The organism is uncultured Salinisphaera sp. (assembly GCF_964012375.1).
In the GTDB taxonomy this organism is placed as follows: domain Bacteria; phylum Pseudomonadota; class Gammaproteobacteria; order Nevskiales; family Salinisphaeraceae; genus Salinisphaera.
This window is the reverse complement of the sequence record NZ_CAXGSH010000035.1, coordinates 1-25,461: the sequence shown is the minus strand read 5'-3', so window position 1 is coordinate 25,461 and position 25,461 is coordinate 1. Positions and strand designations below refer to the sequence as shown.

General features: G+C 63.6%; 18 protein-coding genes and 1 pseudogene. 7 read left to right on the top strand and 12 right to left on the bottom strand.

Annotation, left to right across the window (positions count from 1 at the left end; translation table 11 throughout):
- Positions 1-8: 8 nt before the first annotated feature.
- Both ABNU97_RS08065 and ABNU97_RS08060 read left to right on the top strand, forming a co-directional pair.
- Positions 9-953, top strand: coding sequence for a tetratricopeptide repeat protein (locus ABNU97_RS08065; RefSeq protein ID WP_348766225.1), 945 nt, complete (start codon positions 9-11; stop codon positions 951-953).
- Positions 954-957: 4 nt separating this feature from the next.
- Positions 958-2,178 carry a L,D-transpeptidase family protein gene (locus ABNU97_RS08060; protein ID WP_348766224.1) on the top strand — a complete coding sequence of 407 codons (1,221 nt, stop codon included), beginning with the start codon at positions 958-960 and terminating at the stop codon, positions 2,176-2,178.
- 581 nt (positions 2,179-2,759) lie between these two features.
- On the opposite strand, the gene ABNU97_RS08055 is transcribed toward ABNU97_RS08060, so the two are convergent.
- Positions 2,760-3,404, bottom strand: a complete 645-nt coding sequence (locus ABNU97_RS08055) for a thiol:disulfide interchange protein DsbA/DsbL (protein ID WP_348766223.1) — start codon at positions 3,402-3,404, stop codon at positions 2,760-2,762.
- 39 nt (positions 3,405-3,443) lie between these two features.
- Positions 3,444-4,358, bottom strand: a complete 915-nt coding sequence (locus ABNU97_RS08050; RefSeq protein WP_348766222.1) for a c-type cytochrome — start codon at positions 4,356-4,358, stop codon at positions 3,444-3,446.
- 175 nt (positions 4,359-4,533) lie between these two features.
- Between ABNU97_RS08050 and yihA the strand changes: the two genes are divergently transcribed.
- Positions 4,534-5,148, top strand: a complete 615-nt coding sequence (gene yihA / locus ABNU97_RS08045) for a ribosome biogenesis GTP-binding protein YihA/YsxC (RefSeq protein ID WP_348766221.1) — start codon at positions 4,534-4,536, stop codon at positions 5,146-5,148.
- A 69-nt stretch (positions 5,149-5,217) separates the two neighbouring features.
- Entirely contained in the window at positions 5,218-5,418 is a 201-nt protein-coding gene (locus ABNU97_RS08040) for a hypothetical protein (protein WP_348766220.1), read from the top strand.
- A gap of 959 nt (positions 5,419-6,377) precedes the next feature.
- Here ABNU97_RS08040 and polA read toward each other — a convergent pair.
- The 5 genes and pseudogenes from polA to ABNU97_RS08015 all read right to left on the bottom strand — a co-directional run bounded on the left by polA (position 6,378) and on the right by ABNU97_RS08015 (position 13,214).
- Positions 6,378-9,110, bottom strand: coding sequence for a DNA polymerase I (gene polA / locus ABNU97_RS08035; RefSeq protein ID WP_348766219.1), 2,733 nt, complete (start codon positions 9,108-9,110; stop codon positions 6,378-6,380).
- Positions 9,111-9,523: 413 nt separating this feature from the next.
- The gene (gene lysA / locus ABNU97_RS08030; RefSeq protein WP_348766218.1) at positions 9,524-10,786 is read right to left on the bottom strand and encodes a diaminopimelate decarboxylase; all 1,263 of its coding nucleotides are present in this window, start codon (positions 10,784-10,786) and stop codon (positions 9,524-9,526) included.
- A 99-nt stretch (positions 10,787-10,885) separates the two neighbouring features.
- A pseudogene (locus ABNU97_RS08025) lies at positions 10,886-10,996 on the bottom strand (lipoprotein); the annotation flags it as partial.
- A 152-nt stretch (positions 10,997-11,148) separates the two neighbouring features.
- Entirely contained in the window at positions 11,149-12,003 is an 855-nt protein-coding gene (gene fghA / locus ABNU97_RS08020; RefSeq protein ID WP_348766217.1) for an S-formylglutathione hydrolase, read from the bottom strand.
- A gap of 101 nt (positions 12,004-12,104) precedes the next feature.
- Positions 12,105-13,214 carry an S-(hydroxymethyl)glutathione dehydrogenase/class III alcohol dehydrogenase gene (locus ABNU97_RS08015; protein ID WP_348766216.1) on the bottom strand — a complete coding sequence of 370 codons (1,110 nt, stop codon included), beginning with the start codon at positions 13,212-13,214 and terminating at the stop codon, positions 12,105-12,107.
- Positions 13,215-13,411: 197 nt separating this feature from the next.
- Between ABNU97_RS08015 and ABNU97_RS08010 the strand changes: the two genes are divergently transcribed.
- Both ABNU97_RS08010 and ABNU97_RS08005 read left to right on the top strand, forming a co-directional pair.
- A complete protein-coding gene (locus ABNU97_RS08010) occupies positions 13,412-14,071 on the top strand; it encodes an alpha/beta hydrolase-fold protein (RefSeq protein WP_348766215.1) in 660 nt (219 codons plus the stop codon).
- On the top strand, positions 14,071-14,643 hold the full coding sequence (locus tag ABNU97_RS08005) for a DedA family protein (RefSeq protein WP_348766214.1): 573 nt from the start codon (positions 14,071-14,073) through the stop codon (positions 14,641-14,643). Before ABNU97_RS08010 ends, ABNU97_RS08005 begins: the two co-directional genes overlap by 1 nt.
- A 431-nt stretch (positions 14,644-15,074) precedes the next feature.
- Here the strand turns inward: ABNU97_RS08005 and ABNU97_RS08000 are convergent, their stop codons facing one another.
- The 4 genes from ABNU97_RS08000 to ABNU97_RS07985 form a co-directional block, all read right to left on the bottom strand.
- The gene (locus ABNU97_RS08000; protein ID WP_348766213.1) at positions 15,075-18,971 is read right to left on the bottom strand and encodes a translocation/assembly module TamB domain-containing protein; all 3,897 of its coding nucleotides are present in this window, start codon (positions 18,969-18,971) and stop codon (positions 15,075-15,077) included.
- Positions 18,968-20,851, bottom strand: a complete 1,884-nt coding sequence (locus tag ABNU97_RS07995; RefSeq protein WP_348766212.1) for an autotransporter assembly complex family protein — start codon at positions 20,849-20,851, stop codon at positions 18,968-18,970. The genes ABNU97_RS08000 and ABNU97_RS07995 overlap by 4 nt, the downstream gene beginning before the upstream one ends.
- A gap of 335 nt (positions 20,852-21,186) precedes the next feature.
- Entirely contained in the window at positions 21,187-23,139 is a 1,953-nt protein-coding gene (locus tag ABNU97_RS07990; RefSeq protein ID WP_348766211.1) for a prolyl oligopeptidase family serine peptidase, read from the bottom strand.
- Positions 23,140-23,152: 13 nt separating this feature from the next.
- The gene (locus ABNU97_RS07985) at positions 23,153-23,917 is read right to left on the bottom strand and encodes an NRDE family protein (protein WP_348766210.1); all 765 of its coding nucleotides are present in this window, start codon (positions 23,915-23,917) and stop codon (positions 23,153-23,155) included.
- A 65-nt stretch (positions 23,918-23,982) separates the two neighbouring features.
- On the opposite strand from ABNU97_RS07985, the gene ABNU97_RS07980 reads away from it, so the two are divergent.
- Complete coding sequence (locus ABNU97_RS07980; RefSeq protein WP_348766209.1) at positions 23,983-25,308, top strand: NAD(P)/FAD-dependent oxidoreductase; 1,326 nt, start codon at positions 23,983-23,985, stop codon at positions 25,306-25,308.
- Between the two features lie 49 nt (positions 25,309-25,357).
- On the opposite strand, the gene ABNU97_RS07975 is transcribed toward ABNU97_RS07980, so the two are convergent.
- Positions 25,358-25,461 (bottom strand): helix-turn-helix domain-containing protein (locus ABNU97_RS07975; RefSeq protein WP_348766237.1); only part of this gene is annotated, 104 nt, incomplete at its 5' end.

Sequence of the window (25,461 nt, the reverse complement as noted above, 5' to 3'; positions counted from 1 at the left end):
ATGCACCCGTGACACGACGCATAGCGACAAAGCCGTTCGCGGCCCTGCTGGGCGCGCTGCTTTTCGTGTCGGCGGCAGCCACGGCGGTCACGCTCGACGAGCTCCAGCAAGAAATCGATACCGGCAAGTTCGATGCCGCGGCGCGCCTGTCCCAGACCTATCTGGAAGCCCATCCCGGCAACCGCGATGCGCGCTTCATGCATGCGCGCGCGCTCGCCGGCCAGGGGCATGTCGAGAAAGCGATCGCCGAATACGAAAAACTCGCGGCGGATTACCCCCTGCGTGTGGAGCCGGCCAACAACCTGGCCGTGCTCTATGCCGATCAGGGCGAATACGACAAGGCCCGCAAGTGGCTGGAGAAGGCGCTGGCCACACAGCCGGCCTATGCGACCGCGCACCGCAACCTGGGCGATGTGTATACCGCCCTGGCGGAGCTGGCCTATCGCAAGGCGCTGGGCACCGACGACGACGACACCAAGCTACCGCTGACCATGCTGGATCGTCTATATTATGCACAGGAGTCGGTCGCGCCGGGGAATGCGCCGACGCCGGCGCCTGCGAAGCGGCCCGCGACGCCGAATTCCAATAGCGACACGATCAGCGATCAGGCCAGCCGCAGCATCATCCAGACCGTGCGTGCCTGGGCGCAGGCATGGTCGGCGCAGGATTTCGACGCCTACACCGATTTCTACGCGGATGAGTACGACCCGGGGGACGGCATGACTCGGCAGGAATGGCTCGAATTACGCCAGGCACGCCTGAACAAGCCCGAGGATATTCATATCCGTATCGAGGACCCTTCGATCACGCGTCTGGCCAATGGCGCGGTGCAGGTCGATTTCACCCAGGAATACGAATCGCCCCGCTATAGCGACCGGGTCGACAAGCAGATGGTGCTCACCCGCACCCCGGCGGGCTGGCGCATCCTGCGCGAAACCACGGGAACGAATTAGCATCATGTCCGCCCACCAAGCCGTCCATCGCTTTTTGTTGATCGCCTGCTGGCTGCTGGTGTCGGCAAGTGCGCTCGCGGCCGGGACCGACACCCAGACGGCGCGCAGCGGCAAGGTTCACTCCAGCGCCGAGGCCCAGCTGCTGGCCGTGCTCAATCTGGCCCAGAAGGGCGACTACGACAGCGCGATCAACGATCTGTCCGATCTGATCGAGGCACGGCCGAATTTCCGGCTCGCCCAGCTCGTCTACGGCGAACTGATGGTGGCGCGCACCGGGCGCAGCATCGACCCGGCCATCAGCGAAAAGATGCGCGACCAGCGCGATGCCCTGCTCGACGAGGCCAAGAGCCGCTGGGCGCACCGCGTATCCGCGGCCACTGACGGCAAGGTCCCGGACGTGATCCTGCAGCTATCGCCGGAGTACGACAACGTGGTCGTGGTCGACCTGTCGAACAACCGGCTCTATCTGTTCGAGAACGAACAGGGCGTGCCCCGGCTGGTGTCCGACTTCTATACCACCATCGGTCGCGGCGGCGCCGGCAAACAGGTCGAGGGCGATATGCGCACGCCCATCGGCATTTACCACATCACCCGCTATATCGACGACAACAAGCTGCCCGAGCTCTACGGCGTGGGCGCGCTGCCGGTGAACTACCCCAACGCCCTCGATCGGCTGCACGGGCGCACCGGCTACGGTATCTGGCTGCACGGCGTGCCGCGCACCACCTATTCACGCACCCCGCGTGCCAGCGAAGGCTGTGTGGTGATCGCCAACGACGACTTCGAATCGATTCGCGAGCAGGTGACCGTCGGCAAGACGCCGGTAATCATGACCACCGGCCTGAACTGGGTATCGGCCGCCGAAGTCGAGCAGCAGCGCAGCGCGATGCTGGCCACGATCGAATCCTGGCGGCATAGCTGGCAGGCGATCGATACGAAATCCTATCTCGCCTATTACGCGCCGAGCTTTGTCAGCGACAAGGGCCTGGACAAGAAAGACTTCGCCATCGAAAAGAAACGCATCAACGCTACCAAGACAAAGATCGAGGTGGATTTGAGCGATATCAGCATCATGCGCTATCCGGGCGAGGATCGAATGATGAAGGTGATGTTCAATCAGGCCTATACCAGCAACAACTACCATGCCGAAGACCGCAAGGTGCAGTACTGGCACCAAAGCGACGATGGCGAGTGGCAGATCGTGCTGGAAACCGAACAGGACTGACCCCCGCCATACCCCGCCTGCGGGTGTAAATGACCCCTCTTGGCCGATCCGGGGTTATGAAGCGGGCCCGAAATAAATTCTTCAATCGATGATTTGTCGGATTGATAACGCGGGTATGCAATAGCAGGCGCGGCTCGGCCACCGGGTCGCAAAGCCATTAAAAGAAATGACGCACAGGGGCCGGCCTTTCTTTCGATGGTGTTGAAAACGGCTGGCTACGTCAGCTGTTCTCGTACCGGGGCAATAAGCTCTCGCTGACGTCGTCTCTGCCAGCACGCTGCCCGGTCGCCGAGCCAAGCGCAGGAACTGCCGTACGGCCCGCAGCGGATAACGCAGGCACGCTTGTAATCAAACCGTTTTAGAACGAAGGCTGACGTCGGGCAGGAATCGAGCCTTCAATCCATGGGGCAGCACACACTCTGGCGCTCACGCGCCTGCGTTGAACGCGTCCCTGTTATCGGATGCTGGCTGGCCCAGCGCTGTTGGCCGCCGCGCGAGACGGTATCGATGCGACCGGGATCGAGACAATGCCGGCGTCAGCCGACAGCTTCGGCAACGGTTGCCGGCGACTGCCGCGTGGCTTACCGAGGCGCCTTGCGCTGCTGTGCGATCAGGTAATCCGCGACCTCAAGCATACGATCGTTGCTGCCTGCCGTACGTCCGGTGATGTAGTAGCGGCCTGCAACCGTAATGGCCGGGGTCGCCGTCACCGGATAAGCCTGCATGGCCTGGGCGGCTTCACGCAGCTTTTGCGTGATCTCGTCGCTTTCATAGACCTGGGTGAAACGCTCGCCGTCGACGCCCTGAGACACCATGAAATCGCGCATGGCCGACTCGCTGGGCAGCCGCCGGCCCTGCTCATGGATGGCAGCAAAGATCTTGTCGTGCACCTGTTCCAGCACGCCGAGCTTTTCGGCGGTGTAATACAGACGCGCATAGGGCTCACCGCCGGCGCTGAACAATACCGGCACGCGCGAGAATTCCACGTCGTCGCCCAGCTGGGCGCGCCAGTCGTTGAGATCCGACTCGAGGTGATAACAGTGCGGACAGCTGTAAAGAAAGAACTCGGTGACGTGGATCTTGCCGTCGTCGGGCGGGGCGATCGGCTGCTTGGCGGCGAGGTAATGCTCGCCTTCCACATAGCGCGAAATCATCAGCCCCTGGGCGTGAACCACGCCCACGATCAGTAGCAGGGCCAAGCCCGCCGCAATACGCCACATCTTCATTCGTGCCCGACCTCTTTCCGGCGCAGCGAAACCCGACGGTTACTGCGCGTTGTCGTTTGCTTCGCTGGCAGCGCCGTCGTCTTCGCCGGCATCGGCCTCTTTGTCGTCCGCGCCGTCGTCGGTGCTTGCGGCCTCGTCGCCGGCAGCGGCGCCGGCTTCCTGCTTGGCCGCTGCGTCGGCGTCCTGCGACTGCTGTTCGCTGGCCTCGACCTCCTCCGGCGAGGCTTCGCTTTCCGCGTCGCCGCCGGTCATCGCCTGGCCTGCTGCGGCGCCGGCAGGGCCACCGGCATGCTGCATCAGTGCGCCGTGCCCACCGCCTTTCTTGTCGCCGGTTGCCGGGCCAAGGCCGGCCACATAGGAGGCCAGTGCCTGGATATCGTCATCGCTGAGATTTTCGGCCACGCCATTCATGATGGTGGCATTGCGATAGCCCGAACGATCACCGCTACGATAGGCCTTGAGCTGGGTGGCGATATATTGCGGGGACTGGCCGGAAAGACGCGGAAACTTCGCGGCTTCGTTGCCCAGCCCGCTCGGGCCGTGGCAGCCGGAGCAGGCCGGTACGCCGTTTTCGGCATCGCCCGCGTGATAGAGGATGGCACCGGCCGGCGCGGTCGACACATCGGCAGCGCCCGGTCGGGTCTGCTGGGCGGCGTAATAGGCGGCCAGATTCTTCATGTCTTCGTCGCTCAGGCCGGCAGCCTGACCGGCCATGATCGCGTTCTGGCGCTCACCGGACTTGAACAGCTTGAGCTGTTCATAGATATAGGGCGCGCCCTGGCCGGCAAGCTTCGGAAACTGAGCCGACTCCATATTGCCCTGCGGGCCATGGCAGGCCGCACACTGGGCAGAGCGGGTCTTGCCGGCCTCGACATCACCGTCCACCAACGGCTCGGCAGCGACGGCCCCGGCACAGATCATCAAGCCGAACAACACAAAAAGGCGCTTGGTCATGTCGTAGTCGTCTCCGACGCAAAACGGCAGCACAATGGCGCTATCCGAACTCGATCGGATTCTGGCTGCCCACTGGATATAGTCTTTTATTGTATACCACCCGCTGCGTACGCCACAGTCTTGTGCGCGGCCGCGGCTGACATTCCTTCACTTTTTTCCTGCCGGTTCGTCCTTCATGACAAGCATTACGCCCGCCGATTTCAAAGCGATGCGCTTTGTATGCTCGGCCCCCAACCCGCGCGCCTTCCCCGAGCCGGCCGGCGCGGAGATCGCGTTTGCCGGCCGCTCCAATGCCGGCAAGTCCAGCGCGCTCAATGCGCTCTGCGAGCGAACCGGTCTTGCACGTACGAGCAAGACGCCCGGCCGCACCCAGGCGATCAACTTCTTTACCAGCGAGCGGCTACGCTTTGCCGATCTGCCCGGCTACGGCTTCGCCAAGGTTCCGCCCGCGGTCAAGGCCGCCTGGCAATCGCTCATCGAAGGCTATCTGGCCAACCGCACGACGCTGGCCGGCGTCGTGCTGATCATGGACGCACGCCGCCCGCTGCTGGAATTCGATCGCCAGCTGATCGGCTGGGGCGAGACGCAGGGGCTGGGCTTTCATCTGCTGCTGACCAAAGCCGACAAACTGTCGCGCAACCAGCAGGTCAATACGTTACGCCAGGTTGCGCGCGATATGCCCGATGCCAGCGCACAGCTGTTTTCGGCCACCAAGCGCCTGGGCATCGACGAAGCCCGCTCGGCTATCGCGGCATTTGCCGATGGCGTCAATGAGCAGGTGGTGGACTAGCAATATACGCGTGTAAATAAGAATCATTCTCATGTATGCTCAAAGTGCATCCTTAAGGAGGGCTGACACATGGGATATGACATTCGGGCCTGGCTCGATCGAGAGGGCCGCCCCCAGTTGGAGATCATCGATATCGATTCCGGCCACGTGCAGCTGGCCTGGGACTGCGGCGGCGAACGCTCGCCGGCAATCAAGTCCCTGTTTCATGAGCTGATCCTTCTGAGCGTACGAGAGGATCTCAATCGGCGCATGGTGGTACCGCGCAGCTGAAGCCGGCGGATACGCGCATTTCGCGCGGTGACTACCGCTCATCGGAAAACCGGCCGTTTTAATCGACGCGCCGGTTTTTCTGTGGCATAAAATAGCCACAACAAGAGATTGATTGCTCAGGGAATAAAAAAAAGCCCCGGCGGCAGGGGGAATACCGCCGGGGCGACCGATCCAGCCTTGGGGGGAACCGGATCGTATTACCGCTCAGGGAGAAAAGCGGGCAAGTATTGCGCTTGCATAAGGTCAGACCGGCGGCCAACCGGTTTGTTCCAAAAAAGTTGAAAAAAATTTTGCGTCGCGACAGCGGACCGCTCTGGGGAGAGCCAACCTGCTGAATGCGCGCAAAAAAAACCCCGACAGGCTGGGGGAAGCCTGTCGGGGCAATAGACCGGTTCTTGGGGGGAAACCGGATTCGGTTACCGCTCAGGGAGAAAAGCGGTCAAGCATTGCGCTTGTAGAGGGTCAGACCCACAGGAACGCAAACAGGTTCCCGGCCCGGGCAATTTTTTTTCGCCCGCCCGGTATCTTGTTCAGCGCTATTATCAATCCGGCCCAAGAAAAGATTATCCAATCGATGATCTTTCGGGTTGATAACGCCTGTGCGAAAGCACGTACGCCGCGGCCAACGGCCGCGAAGCCACCGAAAGACACGACGGATAGATGCCGGTCGTTATTTTTCGCCGGCGTTGAGAACGGCTGACGCGGTCAGCTGTCTTGGTGCCGGATCAAAAATCCGGCATGGGGATATTCGTACGCGGGCTTGAGCACAAAGAAAAAACCCCGACGGCGGGGGGAACGCCGTCGGGGCAAGTATTCCGGTTCTTGGGGGGGAAACCGGATATTGGTTACCGCTCAGGGAGAAAAGCGGTCGAGCATCGCAATGCTCACGGGAAATAAGACCGGGCGTTTCCCGGCGAGTTCCAACTTTTCGCAAAAAATTTTCAAATCGCGATCGGGCCTCAGTGCGCCTGTTGCCAATTGGCCGCGATACCCGCCTCGGCGAGCAGCGGCACGTCCAGTTCTGCCACCCGGCCCATTCGCTCACTGATCGCCTTGCCCAGCCGCTCGGCCTGCTCGGTGGGCACTTCGAAGACCAGCTCGTCGTGCACCTGCATGATCATGCGGGCCGGCTCGCCGGTTTCCTGCAGCCAGGCGTCCACATCGATCATGGCTTTCTTGATCAGGTCGGCCGCTGTGCCCTGTAGCGGCGCGTTGATCGCCGCGCGTTCCGCGCCCTGGCGGCGCGCGCCGTTGCGGGCGTTGATTTCGGGCAGATACAGCCGGCGTCCGTAGAGCGTTTCCACATAGCCCTCGGCCTTGGCGAGCTTGCGGGTTTCGTCCATATAGCGACGCACGCCGGCGAAGCGTTCAAAGAAACGGTCGATATAGGCGCCGGCTTCCTCGCGCGAGGTTTCCAGCTGCTTGGCCAGGCCGAATGCCGACATGCCGTACATCAGGCCGAAGTTGATCGCCTTGGCCGCACGCCGCTGATTGGTGCTGACCTCGGCCAGCGGCGTGTCGAACACTTCCGAAGCCGTCGCCGAATGGATATCGCGCTCTTCGTTGAAGGCCGCCAGCAGCCCCGGATCGCCGGACAGATGCGCCATGATGCGCAGCTCGATCTGCGAATAGTCGACCGCCAGGATCTGCTGGCCTTCGGGCGCGATGAACGCCTCCCGAATACGCCGCCCGGCCTCGGTGCGGATCGGGATGTTCTGCAGGTTCGGATCCGATGACGACAGCCGACCGGTCGCGGCGACCGCCTGATGATAGGAAGTATGGATCCGCCCGGTCTTCGGATTGATCTGGGTGGGCAGCTTCTCGGCATAGGTCGAGCGCAGCTTGGACAACTCTCGCCAGGACACGATCAGCGCCGGCAGTTCGTGCTGGTCGGCCAGTTCGCGCAGCACGTCCTCGGCGGTCGAAGGCGCGCCCTTGGGCGTTTTACGGATGACCGGCAGTTCCAGGCGATCGAAGAGAATATCCTTGAGCTGGGCCGGCGAGCCGAGATTGAACTCACCGCCGGCGGCCTCGAATGCCTGGGTCTGGATTTCGGCCATGCGCTCGGCCATTGTCTGGCTCACCCGGCCGAGCATGTCGCGATCCACGAGCACGCCGTTGGCCTCGACGCGGGCCAGCACCGGCATCAGCGGCATTTCGATATCTTCGTAGAGCGCTTTCAGCCGTGGGCTCTCGGCCAGTTCGCCGTAGAGTCGGTGATGCAGCTGCAGGGTGATATCCGCATCTTCGGCGGCATAGGGCGTGGCCTGTTCCAGCGATACCTGATTGAAGGTGATCTGCTTGGCGCCCTTGCCGGCTACCTCTTCGAACTTGGTGGTGCTGCGGTCCAGATACTTCTGCGCCAGCGAATCCATATCGTGACGCGTGGCCGTGCTGTTGAGCACATACGATTCGAGCATGGTGTCGTGATCGGCGCCGCGCACGTCGATACCGTGCCGGCGCAGTACGTTGATGTCGTACTTGATGTGCTGGCCGAGCTTGGCGATATCGGGGTTTTCCAGCACGCCGCGCACGCGCTCGATGACGGTTTTCATCGACAGCTGTTTCGGCGCGCCCATATAGTCGTGGCCCACCGGTACGTACCAGGCTTCGCCCGGTTCGACCGCGAACGACAGCCCGACCAGATTCGATTGCATGGCCGACAGCGCATCGGTTTCGCTATCCACACAGATCAGCTCGGCGGCTTCGAGCTTGGCCATCATCGCCTCGAGGGCGTCTTCATCGAGCACCTGGTGGTAATGGGTTTCGGCCGGCGCGGCGGGCACTTCGGCGTCAGCCTGTGCGGCCGGCGCATCGATATCTTCCAGAAACTTGTGGAATTCGTAGCCGCGATACAGCTCGGCCAGGGCGGCCGTATCGGCTTCGCGGCGTGTGAGCGCCTCGCCGACCGAGCCCAGATCGAGATCGCAGCGAATCGTCGCCAGATCCTTGTACAGCGGCAGATCGTCGAGCGCCGCGCGCAGGTTATCGGCGACCTTGCCGCCAATTTCGTCGGCATGGGCGATTACGCCGTCGAGGCCGTCGTACTGCAGCAGCCATTTCGCGGCGGTCTTGGGGCCCACCTTGGCCACGCCCGGTATATTGTCGGAGCTATCGCCGACCAGGGCCAGATAATCGGTGATCAGCTCCGGGCCGACGCCGAATTTTTCGTGCACACGAGCCACGTCGGTGCGCCGATCCTGCATGGTATCGAGCAGGTTCACCCGCTCGTTGACCAGCTGTGCCATATCCTTGTCACCGGTCACGATCAGCACCTCGCCGGCGTCGCGGCTGGCCAGGGTGCCGATCACGTCGTCGGCTTCCACACCGTCGACCTGCAGCAGGGGCAGGCCGAGTGCCACCACCACATCGCGAATGCCGGCGAACTGGGCCGAGAGCTCTTCCGGCACCGGCGGGCGATTGGCCTTGTAGTCGGCGAACAGCTCGTTACGAAAGGTCGGCCCGCGCGGGTCGAACACCACCACGATACGATCCGAATCGTATTCGCGCAGGAACTTGCGCAGCATGTTGGTCATGCCATAGATCGCACCGGTGGGCTCGCCGGCCGCATTGGTCAGCGGTGGCAGCACGTGGTAGGCGCGATACAACCACGACGAACCATCGATAAGAATCAACGGCCCGCGCGGCGACGCAGCGGCTTTCGTGGCAGAAGCATTGGCAGAATCGGACATGGCATCAACCGGCAAACAGGCAGCCGCCCGGATGGATCGCGGGGCGGCCACAAACAAGAATCGATCCGCAGATTAACGCAGATGGCAATGGATTAAGACCCACCCAGCCCGCGCCTGGCCGAAAGCCGACACCTGGAACATGATCACAGCGCGCATCGGGCCGCGTTCTTCGAACAAGTATCCACAGATCGACGCTGAGGCATGCCGATCAGAAAGCGACCGTAGGGCTACTCGTGAACCTCGGTCTAACCGATCTTTGTTTTTATCTGCGTTGATCCGTGTCGATCTGCGGACAAACGGCCTTCTTCCGCGGCGAAGGAAGCGACGCCTACCATTTCCAGCGCCTTACGATCTGCGCAATCGGCGTAATCCGAGGTTGATGCCTTCAAAAAACGCGCGAACACGTCAGAAGATCAGGCAAACGGCAGCCGCTTTTCGCCGCGCATGAGGTCGGCCACGGTTTCCCGAGCCCGCACTTCGTGGGGCGTATCGCCGTCGACCATGATTTCGGCCACCCGCGGGCGAGCGTTGTAGCTCGATGCCATGCTAAAGCCATAGGCACCCGCGCTACGTACCGCCAGCAGATCGTCTGCGGCCAGGGCCAGTTCGCGGTCGTGGCCGAGAAAATCGCCGGTTTCGCAGATCGGGCCGACGATTTCCCAGACGCGGGCCGGCGTATCGGGTCGCGCCGTCACCGCCACGATCTCATGCCAGCCGTCATAGAGCGCTGGCCGGAGCAGGTCGTTCATGGCTGCATCGACCACGGCGAAATGCTTGTCGTCGTCGGCCTGGCCTGGCTTGAGCAGCTCGACCCGCGTGAGCAGTACGCCGGCGTTGCCCACCAGTACGCGGCCCGGCTCGAACACGAGCTTGAGGTCGCGACCTTCCACGAGATCACGGATATTCTCTGCGTATTCGGCCGGCGAAGGCGGGGTTTCATCGCGATAACGAATGCCCAGACCGCCGCCTACATCCAGGTGGTCGATGACGATTCCGCGCGCGGCCAGCCGGTCGATGAGTGCGAGTACGCGCTTGACCGCATCGCGAAACGGCGCCAGCTGGGTCAGCTGCGAGCCGATATGGCAATCCACGCCGCGAATGGTGATGCCCGCCATCTCGGCCGCGCGCGCATACAGCGCTTCGGCCCGACCTATATCGACGCCGAACTTGTTCTCCTTCAAGCCGGTCGCGATATAGGGGTGGGTCTGGGCATCCACGTCGGGGTTCACCCGCAGGGACACCGGCGCGGTGGTGCCCATACGCCGGGCGATGGTATCGATACGCTCGAGTTCGGCTTCCGATTCGATATTGAAGCAGGCAATACCTACTTCCAGCGCGCGCTCGATTTCGTCCACGCGCTTGCCCACGCCCGAAAACACCACCTTGGCGGGGTCGCCGCCGGCGGTGATCACGCGCTCCAGCTCGCCCACCGAGACGATATCGAAACCACTGCCCAGATCGGCCAGTAGACCGAGCACGCCAATATTGCCGTTGGCTTTCACCGCAAAGCAGATGCGGTGATCGATACCGGCCAGGGCCTCGTCGAACACGCGATAGTGGCGGGCGATAGTGGCCGCGCTATACACATAGCAAGGGGTACCGAAGCGCTCGGCGATTGCCGGCAAGGCGACGCCCTCGGCGTGGAGTACGCCGTCGCGATACTGGAAATGGTCCATCTAATCGACGCGGTTGTCGGTGGCTTCGGCGCTGTTGTCAGACGCCGGACGGCTGCTGTTGTCGGCGCTATCGTCGTCCATGCCGAACGGGCCGTCGGTCTGGGATTCGGGCGCTTCGCCGGGCAGATACAGAGGGCCGGTCTGACCGCAGCCCGCCAGCACGACCGCCACAAACGCCAACAGCAGGGCACTCGAAAGCGTTTTCATCATCGCTCGCCACCGTGAATTGAGCGCCTAGTCTAGGGCCTGTGGTGGTTTCGTGCGACACCGTTTGGCCGCCGGCCTCGACGCTGGCCCGGCCCGGGCACCCCGGCGCCGGGTCGTGCGCCCGGCGCCACAGTCGTCAAACGGTTTACCGGCCGCTAACTTTCCACGCCCAAATGGGTCGCCAGAAAGCGCAGGTGGTCTTCCATGAAGCTGGCGATGAAGAAATAGCTGTGATCGTAGCCTTCGCGTCGATGCACGGTGACGTCGGCGCCCACCTTCTCGGCGGCTTCCTCAAGCCGATGCGGCTGCAGCTGTTCGTCCAGAAAATTGTCGGCCAGGCCCTGTTCCACGCGAATCGGTGGCAAGGCGTCGGGATTGTCGGCGTTGGCTAGCAGATAGCTGGCGTCGTAGGCATACCAGTCCTGCTTGTCGTCGCCGATATACTTCGGAAACGCCTTGTGGCCCCACGGCACTTCGCTGGGCGCACAGATCGGCGAGAACGCCGAGATGGCGGCAAAGCGATCGATATTGCGCAAACCGATCACCAGCGCGCCGTGCCCCCCCATCGAATGGCCGAAAATCGCTTCGCGCGACAGATCCAGCGTTGTGCCGAATTCGTCGGCGAGCAGGCCAGGCAGCTCCGAAACCACGTAGTCGTACATCTGATAGTGCTTGGCCCAGGGCTGTTCGGTGGCGTTCACATAGAAACCGGCGCCCGTGCCCATGTCGTAGCTGTCCTCGTCGGGCACATCTTCGCCGCGCGGGCTGGTGTCCGGGGCGACGATGGCAAGGCCGAGCTCCGCGGCGATACGCTGGGCACCGGCCTTGTTGACGAAGTTTTCGTCGGTACAGGTCAAACCGGACAGCCAGTAGACCACGGGCACGCGACGCGTATCCGCCAGCGGCGGCAAGTAGACCGAAAAGGCCATGTCGCAATTGCAGACCTCGGAGGCATGCGTATAGCGACGCTGTACGCCGCCGAACGAGCGGTGTTCGTCAATCTTTTCCATCGTGGACTCCGCGCAGAATTCGAGACAGTCGTTCCAATCTAAACGAAATCGCCGTGATGTCGTGACCGACACCACGGCGATCCGGGTTCATGCAGACGATTCTAGAAGTGCAGAACCGAACGAATGGCCTTGCCTTCATGCAACAGATCGAACGCTTCGTTGATCTTTTCGAAGGGCAGATCATGGGTGACGAAATCGTCGATATTGATCTCGCCGTTCATGTAGCGATTCACGTAGTCCGGCAGCTGGGTACGACCCTTGACGCCGCCGAAGGCGGAACCACGCCATACACGACCGGTCACCAGCTGGAACGGACGGGTGGAGATTTCTTCACCCGCACCGGCCACGCCGATGATGGTCGACTCGCCCCACCCCTTGTGCGCGCATTCCAGCGCCGCGCGCATGATGTTGACGTTGCCGATGCACTCGAAGGAGTAGTCCACACCGCCATCGGTGAGTTCGATGATCACCTGCTGGATCGGGTCGTCATAATCCTTCGGGTTCACGCACTCGGTGGCTCCCAGCTGCTTGGCGAAATCGAACTTGGACGGATTGATATCGATGGCGATGATGCGGCTGGCGTTGGCCATGCGCGCACCCTGGATCACCGACAGGCCAATCGCGCCCAGGCCGAACACCGCCACGGTCGAGCCTTCTTCCACGCCGGCGGTATTGAACACCGCGCCGATACCGGTGGTCACGCCGCAGCCGAGCAGGCACACCTTGTCGAGCGGCGCTTCCTTGTTGACCTTCGCCAGCGAGACCTCCGGCACCACCGTATATTCCGAGAACGTGGACGTGCCCATATAGTGATAGAGCTCGGTGCCGTCCTTGGAAAAACGGCTGGTGCCATCCGGCATCAGGCCCTGACCCTGGGTTTCGCGCACCGCGCCACAGAGGTTGGTCTTGCCGGATTTGCAGAACTTGCACTCGCCGCATTCGGCGGTATACAGCGGGATCACGTGATCGCCGGGCGACACGCTGGTTACACCTTCGCCGACTTCCTCGACCACGCCCCCGCCTTCATGGCCGAGAATACGCGGGAAAAAGCCTTCCGGGTCGGCGCCCGACAGGGTGAACGCATCGGTGTGGCAGACCCCGGTCGCCACGATGCGTACCAATACTTCCCCGGCTTTCGGCGGTGCAACGTCGATCTCTTCAAGAGTCAGCGGTTTGCCCGCTTCCCAGGCCACGGCGGCACGACTTTTCATGGCGTATCCTCGTTATGCAATGAGGTCGTTGCATCATTGCTTGTATGAATATGGCATTCGAGTCTATCGCATCGGTCCAACGCCTACGCAAGACAGACAATGGTTGAACATGGCCCTCGAACGCGAAGAATTGCTTGCGCGCAGGGCCGCGTCTGGCCAGACTTCGCCTTCTCGTTTTTCCTTCATCGCGATAACGCATGCTCGACTGTATCGAGATCGAACCGAAAACCACCGCCCGCGCCAGCGTGATCTGGCTGCATGGACTGGGCGCCGACGGCAACGATTTCGTGCCGATCGTCGACGAACTGGGCCTGGGCACGGATCACGGCATTCGTTTCGTGTTCCCCAACGCCAAAACGCGCCCGGTGACCATTAACAACGGCATGGCCATGCGCGCCTGGTACGACATCAAGGGCATGGCGATCGCCGACAAACAGGATGCCGAGGGCATTCACGACAGCGCGGCCGAGATCGAACAGCTCATCGCCCGCGAGCTCGAGCGCGGCGTGGCGACAGAATCCATTGTTATCGCCGGCTTCTCACAGGGCGGCGCGATCGCGCTGCATACCGGCGTCCGCCATGCCGATCGGCTGGCCGGCATCATGGGTCTGTCCACCTATCTGCCCCTGGCCGAAACCCTGGCCGGCGAAGCCAGCGACGCCAACCGCGCCACCCCGGTTCTCATGGCCCATGGCAGTCACGATCCGGTGGTGCCGGTGCAACTCGGCCAAACCAGCCGTGATCACCTCTTGGAGCAAGGCTACAACGTCGCCTGGCACGAATACCCGATGCAGCACCAGGTCTGCATGCCCGAGATAGCTACGATCGGCCGCTGGTTGGGCGAGCGTTTGCTGTAATGATCGAAACGCTACAGGCCCTGATCGCCGACTTCGGCGCCTTCGCGGTGGCCATCGGCTGTCTGCTGGAAGGCGAAACCTCGATTCTGTTGGGCGTGTTCGGCGCCCACCGCGGCTGGCTCTCGCTGGAGAGCGTGATCGTCGCAGCCACCGTAGCCACGATCATCGGCGACAACCTGTGCTTTCATATCGGCCGCCGCATGGGCCGGCCGGCGCTGGATCGACGCCCCGGCTGGCAGCCCAAGATCGCCCGGGTCGAACGCCTGCTCGAAAGCTACGGCGCACCGGTGATGATCGGCTTTCGTTTTCTCTACGGTCTGCGCTACGTCACGCCGTTTCTGCTGGGTTCGCTTGGCGTATCGCCGCTACGCTTTTTTGTGCTGGCCACGATCGGCACGCTGCTGTGGGTCGGCACGGTCACCTTTGTCGGCGTGCAGCTGGCCGGCGCGATCGAGCACGCCCTGGCCCATATTCAGGATGTGGAAAAGATCCTGGCGGCCGTTGTGCTCGTCGGTGCCGGGCTGGGCCTGGCGATCTACTGGATGCGCCGCAACGTCACCGCCCAACGCTGACAGAGCCGATCTCGTACGCGATTTTGCGTCACTCCGAAGGCCAGAGCCTGCCGATCACATGGATGACGCTGGCTTGATTTGAGCCCCGTCGTGTTGGGCCACGGCTTGCAACAAGCGCGCATTTTGCCCGCAGATCGACGCAGATCGGCCCAGATCAAGACACGGTCCGACGATGCGGCTCCGGGTTAGACCGACGGCTGACAGGTGGCTACCACCCGTAGCACACGGCGGTTTTTGATCTGCGGACCGAGCACCGCTGACTTTCCCGCGGTTCTCGAATATAACGCTCGCCTAGATACCATCTAGCTGCGCAAAATCGTGCCAGACAAGGCGCGTGGCGCCGGCCCTGATTATTCCAGGGTCAAGCCGCGCAACGCCGCATGGCAGAAAAACACAGCGCGGCGCGACGATTTCGTTAGCGTTAACCGACCCTAGCGGTCGATCGAATAGATCAGGTCGCCGCCGGTGGCCACGCTGCTGGACTCGGTTTCCAGGCGCCAGCGCGAGCTGAGCGTATAGCGCAGCGACAGCGTCGATACCGGGTTGAACAGCCCGATCCCGTAGCTCACATAGAGCTTGGGCGACAGATACTTGCCGACCGTGAACGCGGCGTTGTCGCTGGACTGTCCCGCCCCTGCGCCAATGCCGATATCGTCGATACCGAGCCGATCGCCGACGTTTTCCAGCGTCTGATTGGCCCGGTTGTTCCCCAGCGCCAGCGCGGCCCGCGCGACCAGGCTGGACTGCTGGCTGTTGGCGCCGTCGAGCGGGCGCCCCAGCAACAGCCAGGACAGCTGTTCGGACTGGCCCATCGCGGGCTCGGAAAACAGGGTCAGCCGCGGGTTTTCGACGCTGCCGCGTACTTCCACGCCCACGGTGACATCCTCGGCCGGGTAACGCGCCGCGCGCAGATCCAGCCCCGGCTCGCTCACCGGCCCGCCAGCGAAAAGAATACGGCCTTCCTGGATATCGAGATTCTGACCATAGGCCCGGTACGCGCCGTCCACGATCTGAATCTCGCCGGTGCCGGTGGTGACATCACCCGGCTGTTGGACGACGCGTAGATCGCCGGTGAGGTTGGCGGTCAGGCCGAAACCCTCGATATGCACGTCGTCGCCAAGCACCACCTGCACATCGGCATGAATCGCGCGGGTGATCGCCTCGGTCGCCGCATCGGGTTGTTCGTCGGTCACGATCACCTGATCGCCCGAGACGGTGGTCACCCCCGATGCCGGCAGATCCCGGGGTGTGATCGACGCTTCGGGCACCACCACGCGGCCTTCGACATCCACCCGCGACGGGGTGACGGCCACACGCAGATCGGGGCTGACGTAGGCGGTGGCGTCCGGGATGTTGACCACCTGAAAGCGCTCGCCGCGAATGGTCAGATCCACGTCCTGGCCGTCGTCGTTGAGCGCGATCGCGCCGTTGGCCGTGAGCGTGCCGCCGCCGGATTTCGCGCTCGCTTCGATACCGATGGTATCGCCGCGGCCGTTGGCCGCCAGACTCAGATCGGTCAGCACCAGGCCCGGCGTGACCAGGACCACGCGCGAGGCGTTCAGGCCGATATCGCCCAGTACGCTCGGACGCGCGAGGGTGCCTCCAAGATTGAGCTGGCCGGCGATCTTGCCATCGAACTCGTCGACTTCCGGCGAGAGCTGCTCGATCACCGACAGGCGCTGGATATCGAGATTGACCGACCCGCTGAGCGCGCGTTCGGTCAGCGGCGCGGTGCCGGGCGCCACCGCGACATCCGCAGCAATACGTCCGGTCTGGCCCAGCGGCAGGTCGATGGCGCCGTCGAGTGCGGAGCGCTGCATACGCAGGGTGATGGTGCCGGGCTCCATATCCACAATCCGCACAACGCTTTCGTCGGGCTGGGTCATGGATACGCTGCCGGCACTGGTGTTCAGGCGTGCGTCGACGTCGGGGTCGCCGCCGGCCGGTAGACGGGCGTCGATGGTGCCGGATACCGAGCCGTTGATATCCAGACCTTCGGGGAAATAGGTTTTTGCGTAGTCGTAGGCAAAATCCGACAGCTCGATATGGGCGCTGCTGGCCTTGGCGTCGTGACTGCCGCGCAAACAGACACGGGCGTCGCCCGAGGTCAGGCAGGCGTTTTCGATCGACTGCGCCTTAGCCGATACCGCGCCCTTGGCCGTAGTCGCCAGCGTCCACGGGGCCAGTTCGCCGTACGCCGCCTTGAGCTGCTTGAGCGAATAGCGCCAGTTCATCGTGCTCTTGTCGAGCGCGCCGTCAAGGCCGATATCCGCGGTGGCGATCTCGGAATCCACGTTGGCGCTGATCGAATGCGCGCCGGGCGTACCGTTCATGCGCAGGGCCACGCTGTCGATCGCCTGCCCCCCGGCATTCACGCCGGCGATATCCAGCGCCACGTTGGAGCGACTGTTGCCGGACCAGTCGACCTTGGCATTCAGATCGGCGCGGGCTACGCGGTTGTCGTCGACGGCGATATTGCGGGCCGCGAGGGTGGCATCCACGTTCGGCGCCGACACCCGGCCCTTGACCGTGCCCCGGCTCTGCAAGGAGCCGGCCAGCGTCGGCCAGGCCGTGGACAGATCGCTGGAATCGATCGTCCAGCGGCCGTCGAGCGCGGCGTCCGGTGTCCAGCCAAAGCGGCCGCTGATCTTGGCATCGGTGGCCCCCGAGACCAGATCGAACCGATCCACGAGGACATGATCGCCCAGATACCGGGCCTTGGCGTCCAGGCGCAGCGGCTGGCGGCGCAGGCTGCCGCGGGCGGTGAGCTTGTCGATATCGGCCACGATGCGCTCGCCGTCCTGTTTCGCCCGCAGGTCGGCGACCAGGTCGAAATCGCCCGGTACATCGGCCACTACCGCGCCCGGATTGATGTTCTTGCCTTCCAGATGGGCGTTGACGTCCAGCGCCGGCGCCCAGCGGATCGAGGCGTTGCCGTTGATATCGCCCGGGCCACCGCTGATATCGAGCTTGGCCAGCTCGAAGGCTTCCATGCTGCCGCGCCCGTCGAGGCTGAGCTTGCCGGCGGTCTGGCCCACGACCTGCCAGGCCAGGTTGGTGGCCAGTTCGTAATCGCTCATTTCACCGGTCAGGCGCACACGCCCCGACTCGGAGCGATACGCCGGCGTGCCGGCCAGCGGCCACTGCAGATTGGCCCAGTCCACCGACAGGTCCATGGCATTGCCTTCGGCAAGGGCGACCTGGCCCTTGGCGGCAAGCGTGCCGGCCATGTCCGGGCTGGACAGATTCAGGCTGTCGACAACGAGCGTATCGCCGGTATAGCGCAGGGCGCTGGTCAGCGCGGCGCGGCCGTAGTCGGCGCTGTCGGCATCGACGTCCACGTTCACGTCGAGCGCATCGATCGGCCCCTTGGCGCCCACCGTGGCGGTGAAGCCGGCCTGGGGCAGGTCCTCGCGTATGGCCGACAGGCGCGTATTGTCGAGCTTGAGGCTGGCATCGACCGCCGGCTTGTCGAGAGCGTTGGTCAGCCGCCCGCTCAAGTTGACGTTATAAGGCGCGGCCACGGTCAGGCTCAGGCCCAGATCGGCCAGATCGCCCTCGATCTCTGCATCGGCCTGGATGGGCGCGAGATCGGGCAGGCTCAGCGCGGCGTTGAGCGACAGATTGGTGGCATAGCCACCGCGCGGGTTCAGCCGTGCCTGGGCATCCACGTCGAACATCGGGCCGTGGCCGGTCAACGATTCGATATGCCAGTTTTCGTCGTCCAGGCGGGCATTGGCCAGGCGCGCGCTATCCACCACGAACGGCTCGGCGTCCGGTGCCGTCGTGGCAGAAATATCGTCCAGCGCCACGTTGTCGATCTGGACCGTGACCGGCAGGTCGATCGCGTCCGGCAGGCTGAACGGCTCGGCCGGCTCTTCCGGCTCGGGTTCCGGGGTATCGACGATCTTTGTGACTTCGTAGTTCACCCCGCGTACGGCGAGATTGCGTACGTGCACGGTGGCCGAAAGCAGTTCGCTGGCCGTCCAGTCCAGATCCACCGCGTTGACGGACAGCTTCAGGGTCTCGGTTTCGACGTTCACGCCGCGCACTTCCAGCGGGCCGATCAGCCGGCCTTCGACGCTGGCCACTTCAATGCCGTCGGGCAGGCGCGGGCCGATCTGGCCCCAGGCGAAGTCGAGGCCGCTGCGCGTGGTCGCCACCCAGGCGATCAGGCCCACCAGTACGAGCACGATCACCAGCAGAATCAGCAGCGTCCATTTGACGATACGCCAGACCCGCGAGCGCTTCTTGCCGGTCGCGTGCTTGTGCTCGCCGTTTGCCTGCGCGGGCTCGGAGGCGGCGTTGTTATCGTCGTGTTCGCTCACAGGTCGGGGCCGAGGCTGAAGTGAATACGGAAATCGCTGTCCGGATCGTCCAGCGGATGGGCGAGATCAAGCCGGATCTGGCCGACCGGCGAAGCCCAGCGAAAGCCGATGCCCACGCCGCGCTTCAAGTCGAAGCTGGTGGTATTGGCCACATCGCCGACATCGAAGAAGGCGGCCAGACCGTAGTCCTTGTATACCTTGTAGTCGGCTTCGATGCTGCCCACCGCCAGATAACGGCCGCCGATGTTGTCACCGTCGGCGTTTTCCGGGCTGATCTGCTGATAGCCATAGCCGCGCACGGTACGATCACCGCCGGTGAAAAACCGCTGCGACGGCGGCAGTTCGTCGAAGTCGTCCACTTCGATGGCGCCGAACTGGCTACGCAGCAGCAGCCGGGACTTGGAGGTCAACGGCAACACCGCGTTGCCGGTCACCTTCGCCTGGACAAAATCCACGCTCGAGCCCAGCGACTCGCTGGCGCCGTGCACGTCCACCGACGCGCTCACACCCTTGCGCGTATTGAGCAGGTCGTCGGCCTTCTGCAGGGTGAGGGTATAACCGGGGTAGAGCAGCGTGGAGGTGCGATCGCCCACGTCATCGCCCAGATCGTAGGTCTCGCGTTCGAGATTGATATAGGCGCGCTTGCGCCCGAGCGACCAGCCCGTGTCGCGCACCGCGCCGATACCGTAGTTGATCGAGGTGATATCGCCGAAATCCTCGTTGGCGACGTTTGCGGTGAAGCTGAGCTTGTCCTGGGCGACGTTGGCGATAGGAATATCGTAGGAGGCCTGCAGGGCCTGCTGGACCGCCGACAGGCGCAGATCGCTGCGAAACTGATGGCCGCGCTTGTTGAGATGGCGAAACTTCACGCCCAGGCCCACGCGCGGGCCGGTATCCGTGCCGTAACCGGCCGAGATCTGGTAGCTCTGCGGCTTGCTCGCCTCGGCGGTCACCCCCACGGGCACCTGTAGCCGGCCGATGCTGATGAGCGGATCGTCCGGCGGATAGATGATATCGAACAGCCAGTCGCCGATCGGCGCCTCACGCTCGGCATCGCCGCGTTCGGCCTGAATCGAGATCTTGTTGAAGTAATCGGTATCCGACAGGATCAACTGCAGGTCCACCAGGCGCTCGGCATCGAACGGGTCGCCGGCCTTGAACGGCACGAAACGACGCACGAAATCGTCGTTGAGCACGTCCTGGTCGAAGCTGACGTCGCCGAAGTAGTAGCGCTCGCCGGTATCGAGCACCAGATCGATCGCCGCCGTATTGTTGTCGGGGCGCACGCGGATGACCGCCTGACTGAAGCGCGCGTCGAGATAGCCGGCATCGTAGGCCGCGGTATACAGCGCGTTCTTGGTGGCCGTGTACTGCGAGTGGATCAGCCGCTTGCCGGTTGCCAGCTTGCTCGCACGCAGCGCTTCGCGGATTTCGGGCAGCTCGTCGCCGGGTCCGCGCACGGCCAGGTTGAGCGCGGTGACCTTGGTCTGGGGTCCGCGGTCGATACGAAACGTGGCCTGCCAGGTATCGCCGTCGCCGCCGGGCTCGGCCAGCGTTTGTTCGATCGTCGGGTTGTAATAGCCGAAAGGCGCGAGCGCGGCCTTGATCTCGTTGGGCGCGAGCCGATACAGACGCCGGATCTTGCCGGGCGCCCAGGGCTTTTCATGCTCGGCAGCCACGGAAAGCGAGTTGCGCACGTTGGCGAGCAGCGGGTCGTTGATGCCGTCGATATTGACGTTGACCGTATCGGCCACCGCCGGACGCACGAGCACGCCCGCAAGCGCGATCACCACCACCAGCGGCAGGTGCCGCCGCTTGAATAAGCTGCTATAGCGCCGGATCACGGTGCTCGTGTTGCCCAACCAATGCTGTGTGCGCATCCGCGTTTTCAAAACAAAGCCCCCGACAGGCCGAACGGGCTGCCAGATGAAACGCAGACCTGATGCCCAAGATTACCGTAAACGAAACCGTGCCCCACAAACATCCGGCCCGGCCTCGCCTGCGTTAGCTACGCGCGGCGCCGCTGCGGCGATTCATGGCCGCCCCCGTCTCGGGTCTGTGAACGCTACCGCCAATCCTCGCGTTGCCTTCCGGAAATTCGCCAGGCAAGGCGCGAGGACAGATGTTTGGTCAACCAAATGAACGACGCGCACCGCGCATTGTCCTGCACGAAAAACGGGCCGCGGCGCGGCGGTTTCGTTAGCGTTATCAGACCCTAGCGATCGAAATTGTCGATCGTTAACGCGCGACAATCGTCGGCGCCGTCGATGCCCAGGACCCGGGTATAGAAGGCGCGCTCGGACTCGATCGCGGTACGAATATTGTCGGCATCACGAAACCCGTGCCGTTCCTCGGCAAACTCTACGTAGGCCACCGCCACGCCGCGTTCGCGCAGCGCGGCGGCCATGGTTTCGGCCTGGTCCGGGGGTACGACCTTGTCCTTGAGCCCCTGCAAGAACAACACCGGGCAGGACAGGCGTTCCGCGTGCGCCAGCGGCGAGCGCTCTGTCAGCAGCGCCTCGTCGGCGCCGATCAGCCGATGCAGGTAGCGGGATTCGAATTTGTGCGTCGAGGCCATCAGACGGCGCAGGTCGCCGATGCCGTAGTAGCTCGCGCCGGCGGCGGCCACGTCGGTGAAGGTGAGCACACACAACACGGTATAGCCGCCGGCGCTGCTGCCGGAAATGAGCACGCGCTCGCCGTCGACCCGGCCGCGCTCGGTCAGATGGCGCGCGCCGTATTCGCAGTCGGCGACGTCGGCCACGCCCCAGGCATCGGTCAGCTTTTGACGATAGGCACGCCCGTAACCCGTACTGCCACGATAGTTGACGTCCAGCAGCGCATAGCCGCGCGACGTCCAATACTGAATACGCGCATCCAGCGCGGTGCTGGTCGCCCCGGTCGGGCCGCCGTGGCATTTGAGAATCAACGGCGGGCGTTCGTCTTCGGGGCCACGATAGGCATGGCTTGCCGGCGCGTAGTACAGCCCGTGCGCCGTATCACCGTTGGCGGTGGGCCAGCTGATCGGTTCCGGTGCCGACAGCGCGGCAGTGGCCGGCAGGCCGTCGGTGGCCCGCAGCACCCGCGGCGTGCCGTCGTGCTGGATGGCTACCAGCTGTTTCGGCGTGCGTGCGTCGGCGGCCACCACGACCACGGCGTCGCCGATGGACTGCAGCTGTTCGTAGAAATCCCAGGCCAGCGGCCAGGGCGAGAACGTGCCGCTGTTCTGATCGACCTCGCCGATCTGCCACAGGCCGTCAGCGGTGGCCATGGCAATGAGCCGGCCGTCGTCGGTGAAGGTATAGGTACTCTGGCCGAACACCCATTGCGGCACGCCGAATTCCGCGCGCTCGCGGGTGACTGCCTCGAAGCCGTCCTCGCCAGGGCGCTCGCGATAGATATTCCACCACTCGTTATCGTCGCAGACGATATGCAGACGCCCGTTCGGGTCGAAACGCGGGCCGAACAGCGAGGCATCGGCCGGCGCCCATAGGCAACGCGCCGCACCGGGCATGCCTTGATCCGCGATCTCGGCCTGCCAGAGTTCGGTGGCGTCCCAGGGCATATCGGGATGATTCCAGGCCAGCCAGAACAGACGCTCGCCGCGCGGACACAGCCGCGGGCTGGCGTAGAAATCGTGGCCCTCGGCGACGACGTGGCGTGCGCCCTCGGCAGTGACGCGTTCGATCGTCGCCTTCGGCTCCCCGCCCTCGACCGGAGTTTCGGCGACCACGAAGAGTCGATCGCGGCGCGCGTCGTATTGCAGATCAGCAAAGCGCACGTCGTCGTCGGTCGCCGTGACGGCCTCGATCGTACCGTCGGCATCCCGCCGATAGATCGCCTGATCGGCCGCGTTGACGAACCAGACGGTATGCGCATGCACGGTAAACGCCGCGCCGCCGTATTCGTGGACCGCGCTGCGCGCACTCAACGGCGCATCAAGCAGCGACACGGCCTCGCCGCTGTCGTCGAGGCGCATGATCGTATTGCGCCCGGCCTCGTCGGGACGGCTTTCGATCCAGTAAAGGGTGGCCGTATCGGCGCCCCTGTCCACGCATACATCGCTGAGTTTACGGCCTGCCGCGGCGACATGATCGGCCGTGATGGCCGACGGCCAGCTGCCATAGGGGCGGATTTCGCGTTCTGTGCTTTCCTGCGTGTTCGTCATGACAACGCCTTTTTCAAAGATCAATCCAGGATTCGTCGATTGCATGCGTGGGCCGTGCATTGGCATCGAAACCCCGCTCGTGAAATGCAACCGAGCCGTCAGCGCGGCGTTTGATCACCGTGGAGGCGCGCGTGCCGTAGTAGTCGCTGCGAATGAAAAGCGGGGATAGAAAACGCTCGCGTTCAGCGCCGACGCCGGTATCCGGCAAGGCGTCGATGGGCGCGACGTCCGTATCGGCCAACAGCTCGAACAACGCGCCGGCCTCCAGATCGTCGTGTTCGATGCGCCCACGCAGCCGCCACTGCGCGGCCTCGGTCTTGGGCCAGTGATCGCCCCAACAGCCGTTGGAAATGGCATGCACGCCCGGTCGCAGCTCCAGATGACGCACCGCGCCGCGATTGGATACGAACCACAGGCTCGTTCGATCGCCGACCAGCAGATTGAATGGCCCGAAGGCATCGCCCTCGGCACGCATACGCGCGGCCCAGTCGCCGGCATCGGTTTGTGCCGCGAAATAATCACGCACCAGCAGACCACGAGAACGCGCCGCGGCCGGCTTCGACGCCTCGCGAACGTTGGTCACCGCTGCGAAGCGTCCCTGCCGATCGGCCGCACACCACGCGCCGCCGGCCTGCAGATCGCGCCCGCCGAATGCTTCGGCCGGCTGTTGCCACCAGTGGGCGGCCTCGGTGGGGCGGGCATGAAACTCGTCGCGATTGGCGGCCACGATCAGGTCCAGTTGTGGATGGGCGCGCCAGGCAAAGGTGATCAGACACATGCAGCAATCTCTCCTGCGCTGCGCGAAGCTGCTAAGCTTTTCGGCTGATTTTTCGGGTCAAAATCATGAGTGATAGCAACAGTACGCGGCATCATGTCGTCATCGTCGGCGGTGGTTTTGGCGGTCTGTTCGCCGCGCGCAAGCTCGGACGCAGCGGCTACGACGTCACGCTCGTGGATAAGCGCAATTTTCATACCTTCCAGCCTCTGCTGTATCAGGTCGCCGTCGGCATGCTCACCACCGGCGATGTATGTACGCCCCATCGCGTGACCCTGCGCCGCAAGAAAAATATCCGCTCGCTGATGAGTACGGCCTACGATATCGACCCGGCAAAGCGTCTCATCTTCCATGAAAGCGGCGAGCTTTCCTACGACACGCTGATTGTGGCCACCGGCGTCAAACATGCCTATTTCGGCAACGACGAGTGGAGCGAGCACGCGCCCGGCCTGAAAACGGTGGAACACGCGCTGCGCATGCGGCGACGTATATTTCATGCGTTCGAGACCGCCGAGCTTACCAGCGACGCGGCCGAACGCGCGCCCTGGCTGAACTTCGTTGTGGTTGGCGCCGGCCCGACCGGCGTCGAACTCGCCGGGGCCATCGCCGAACTCGCGCATCGCATCATGGTGGAGGATTTTCGCAGCTTCGATCCACGTGAAACACGTATTCTGCTGGTCGAAGGGGCCGGCCGCGTGCTGCCCGCCTATCCGGAAAAGCTCTCGCGCCAGGCCGAGAAGATGCTGGAAGAACTGGGCGTCGAGGTGGTCACCGATACGCTCGTATCCTCGATCGACGAACAGGGCGTAACCATGAAAGGCCCGGACGGCGAACAGACGCTGGCCGCGCGTACCGTGCTCTGGGCTGCCGGGGTGCGTGCTTCGGTGTTCGGCGAAATACTGGCCGAACGTACCGGTGCCGAGCGCGCCAACGGTGGCCGACTGGTGGTGGATGCCAGCCTGACCCTGCCCGACTATCCGGATATTTTCGTGATCGGCGATCTCGCTGCGGTGACCGATCGCGCCGACAAGGCCGTGCCCGGCCTCGCACCCGCCGCTATCCAGCAGGGCGAATATGTCGCCAATGTCCTCAAGCGCCGTCGCCGCGGCAAGACCACCCCCGGCTTCAAGTACAAGGACAAGGGCAGCATGGCGGTCATCGGGCGCAACCGCGCGGTCGCCAATCTGCCGGGTTTCACCATCGCCGGCTTCAGCGCCTGGCTACTATGGGTATTGATACATATCTATGCGCTGATCGGCAGCGAGCGCCGGCTGCGGGTGATGGTGCAGTGGGTATGGAAATACTTCACCTGTCGCACCGGCGATCGGCTGATTACCGGCCGGCCGCCGAATACCCGCCGGTTGCATGAGACCCGCGGCCAGAAATCACGCTGAAGCCAGGCGCCGCGCGACCCAGCAAGCCACTCGACGATCGCGCGGTCGATCAGACCGCTTCGGATTCCATGCCGAGTTCCTTGATCTTGCGCGTAAGCGTATTGCGGCCCCAGCCGAGCAGGCGCGCGGCCTCCTGACGGTGGCCGTCGGTAC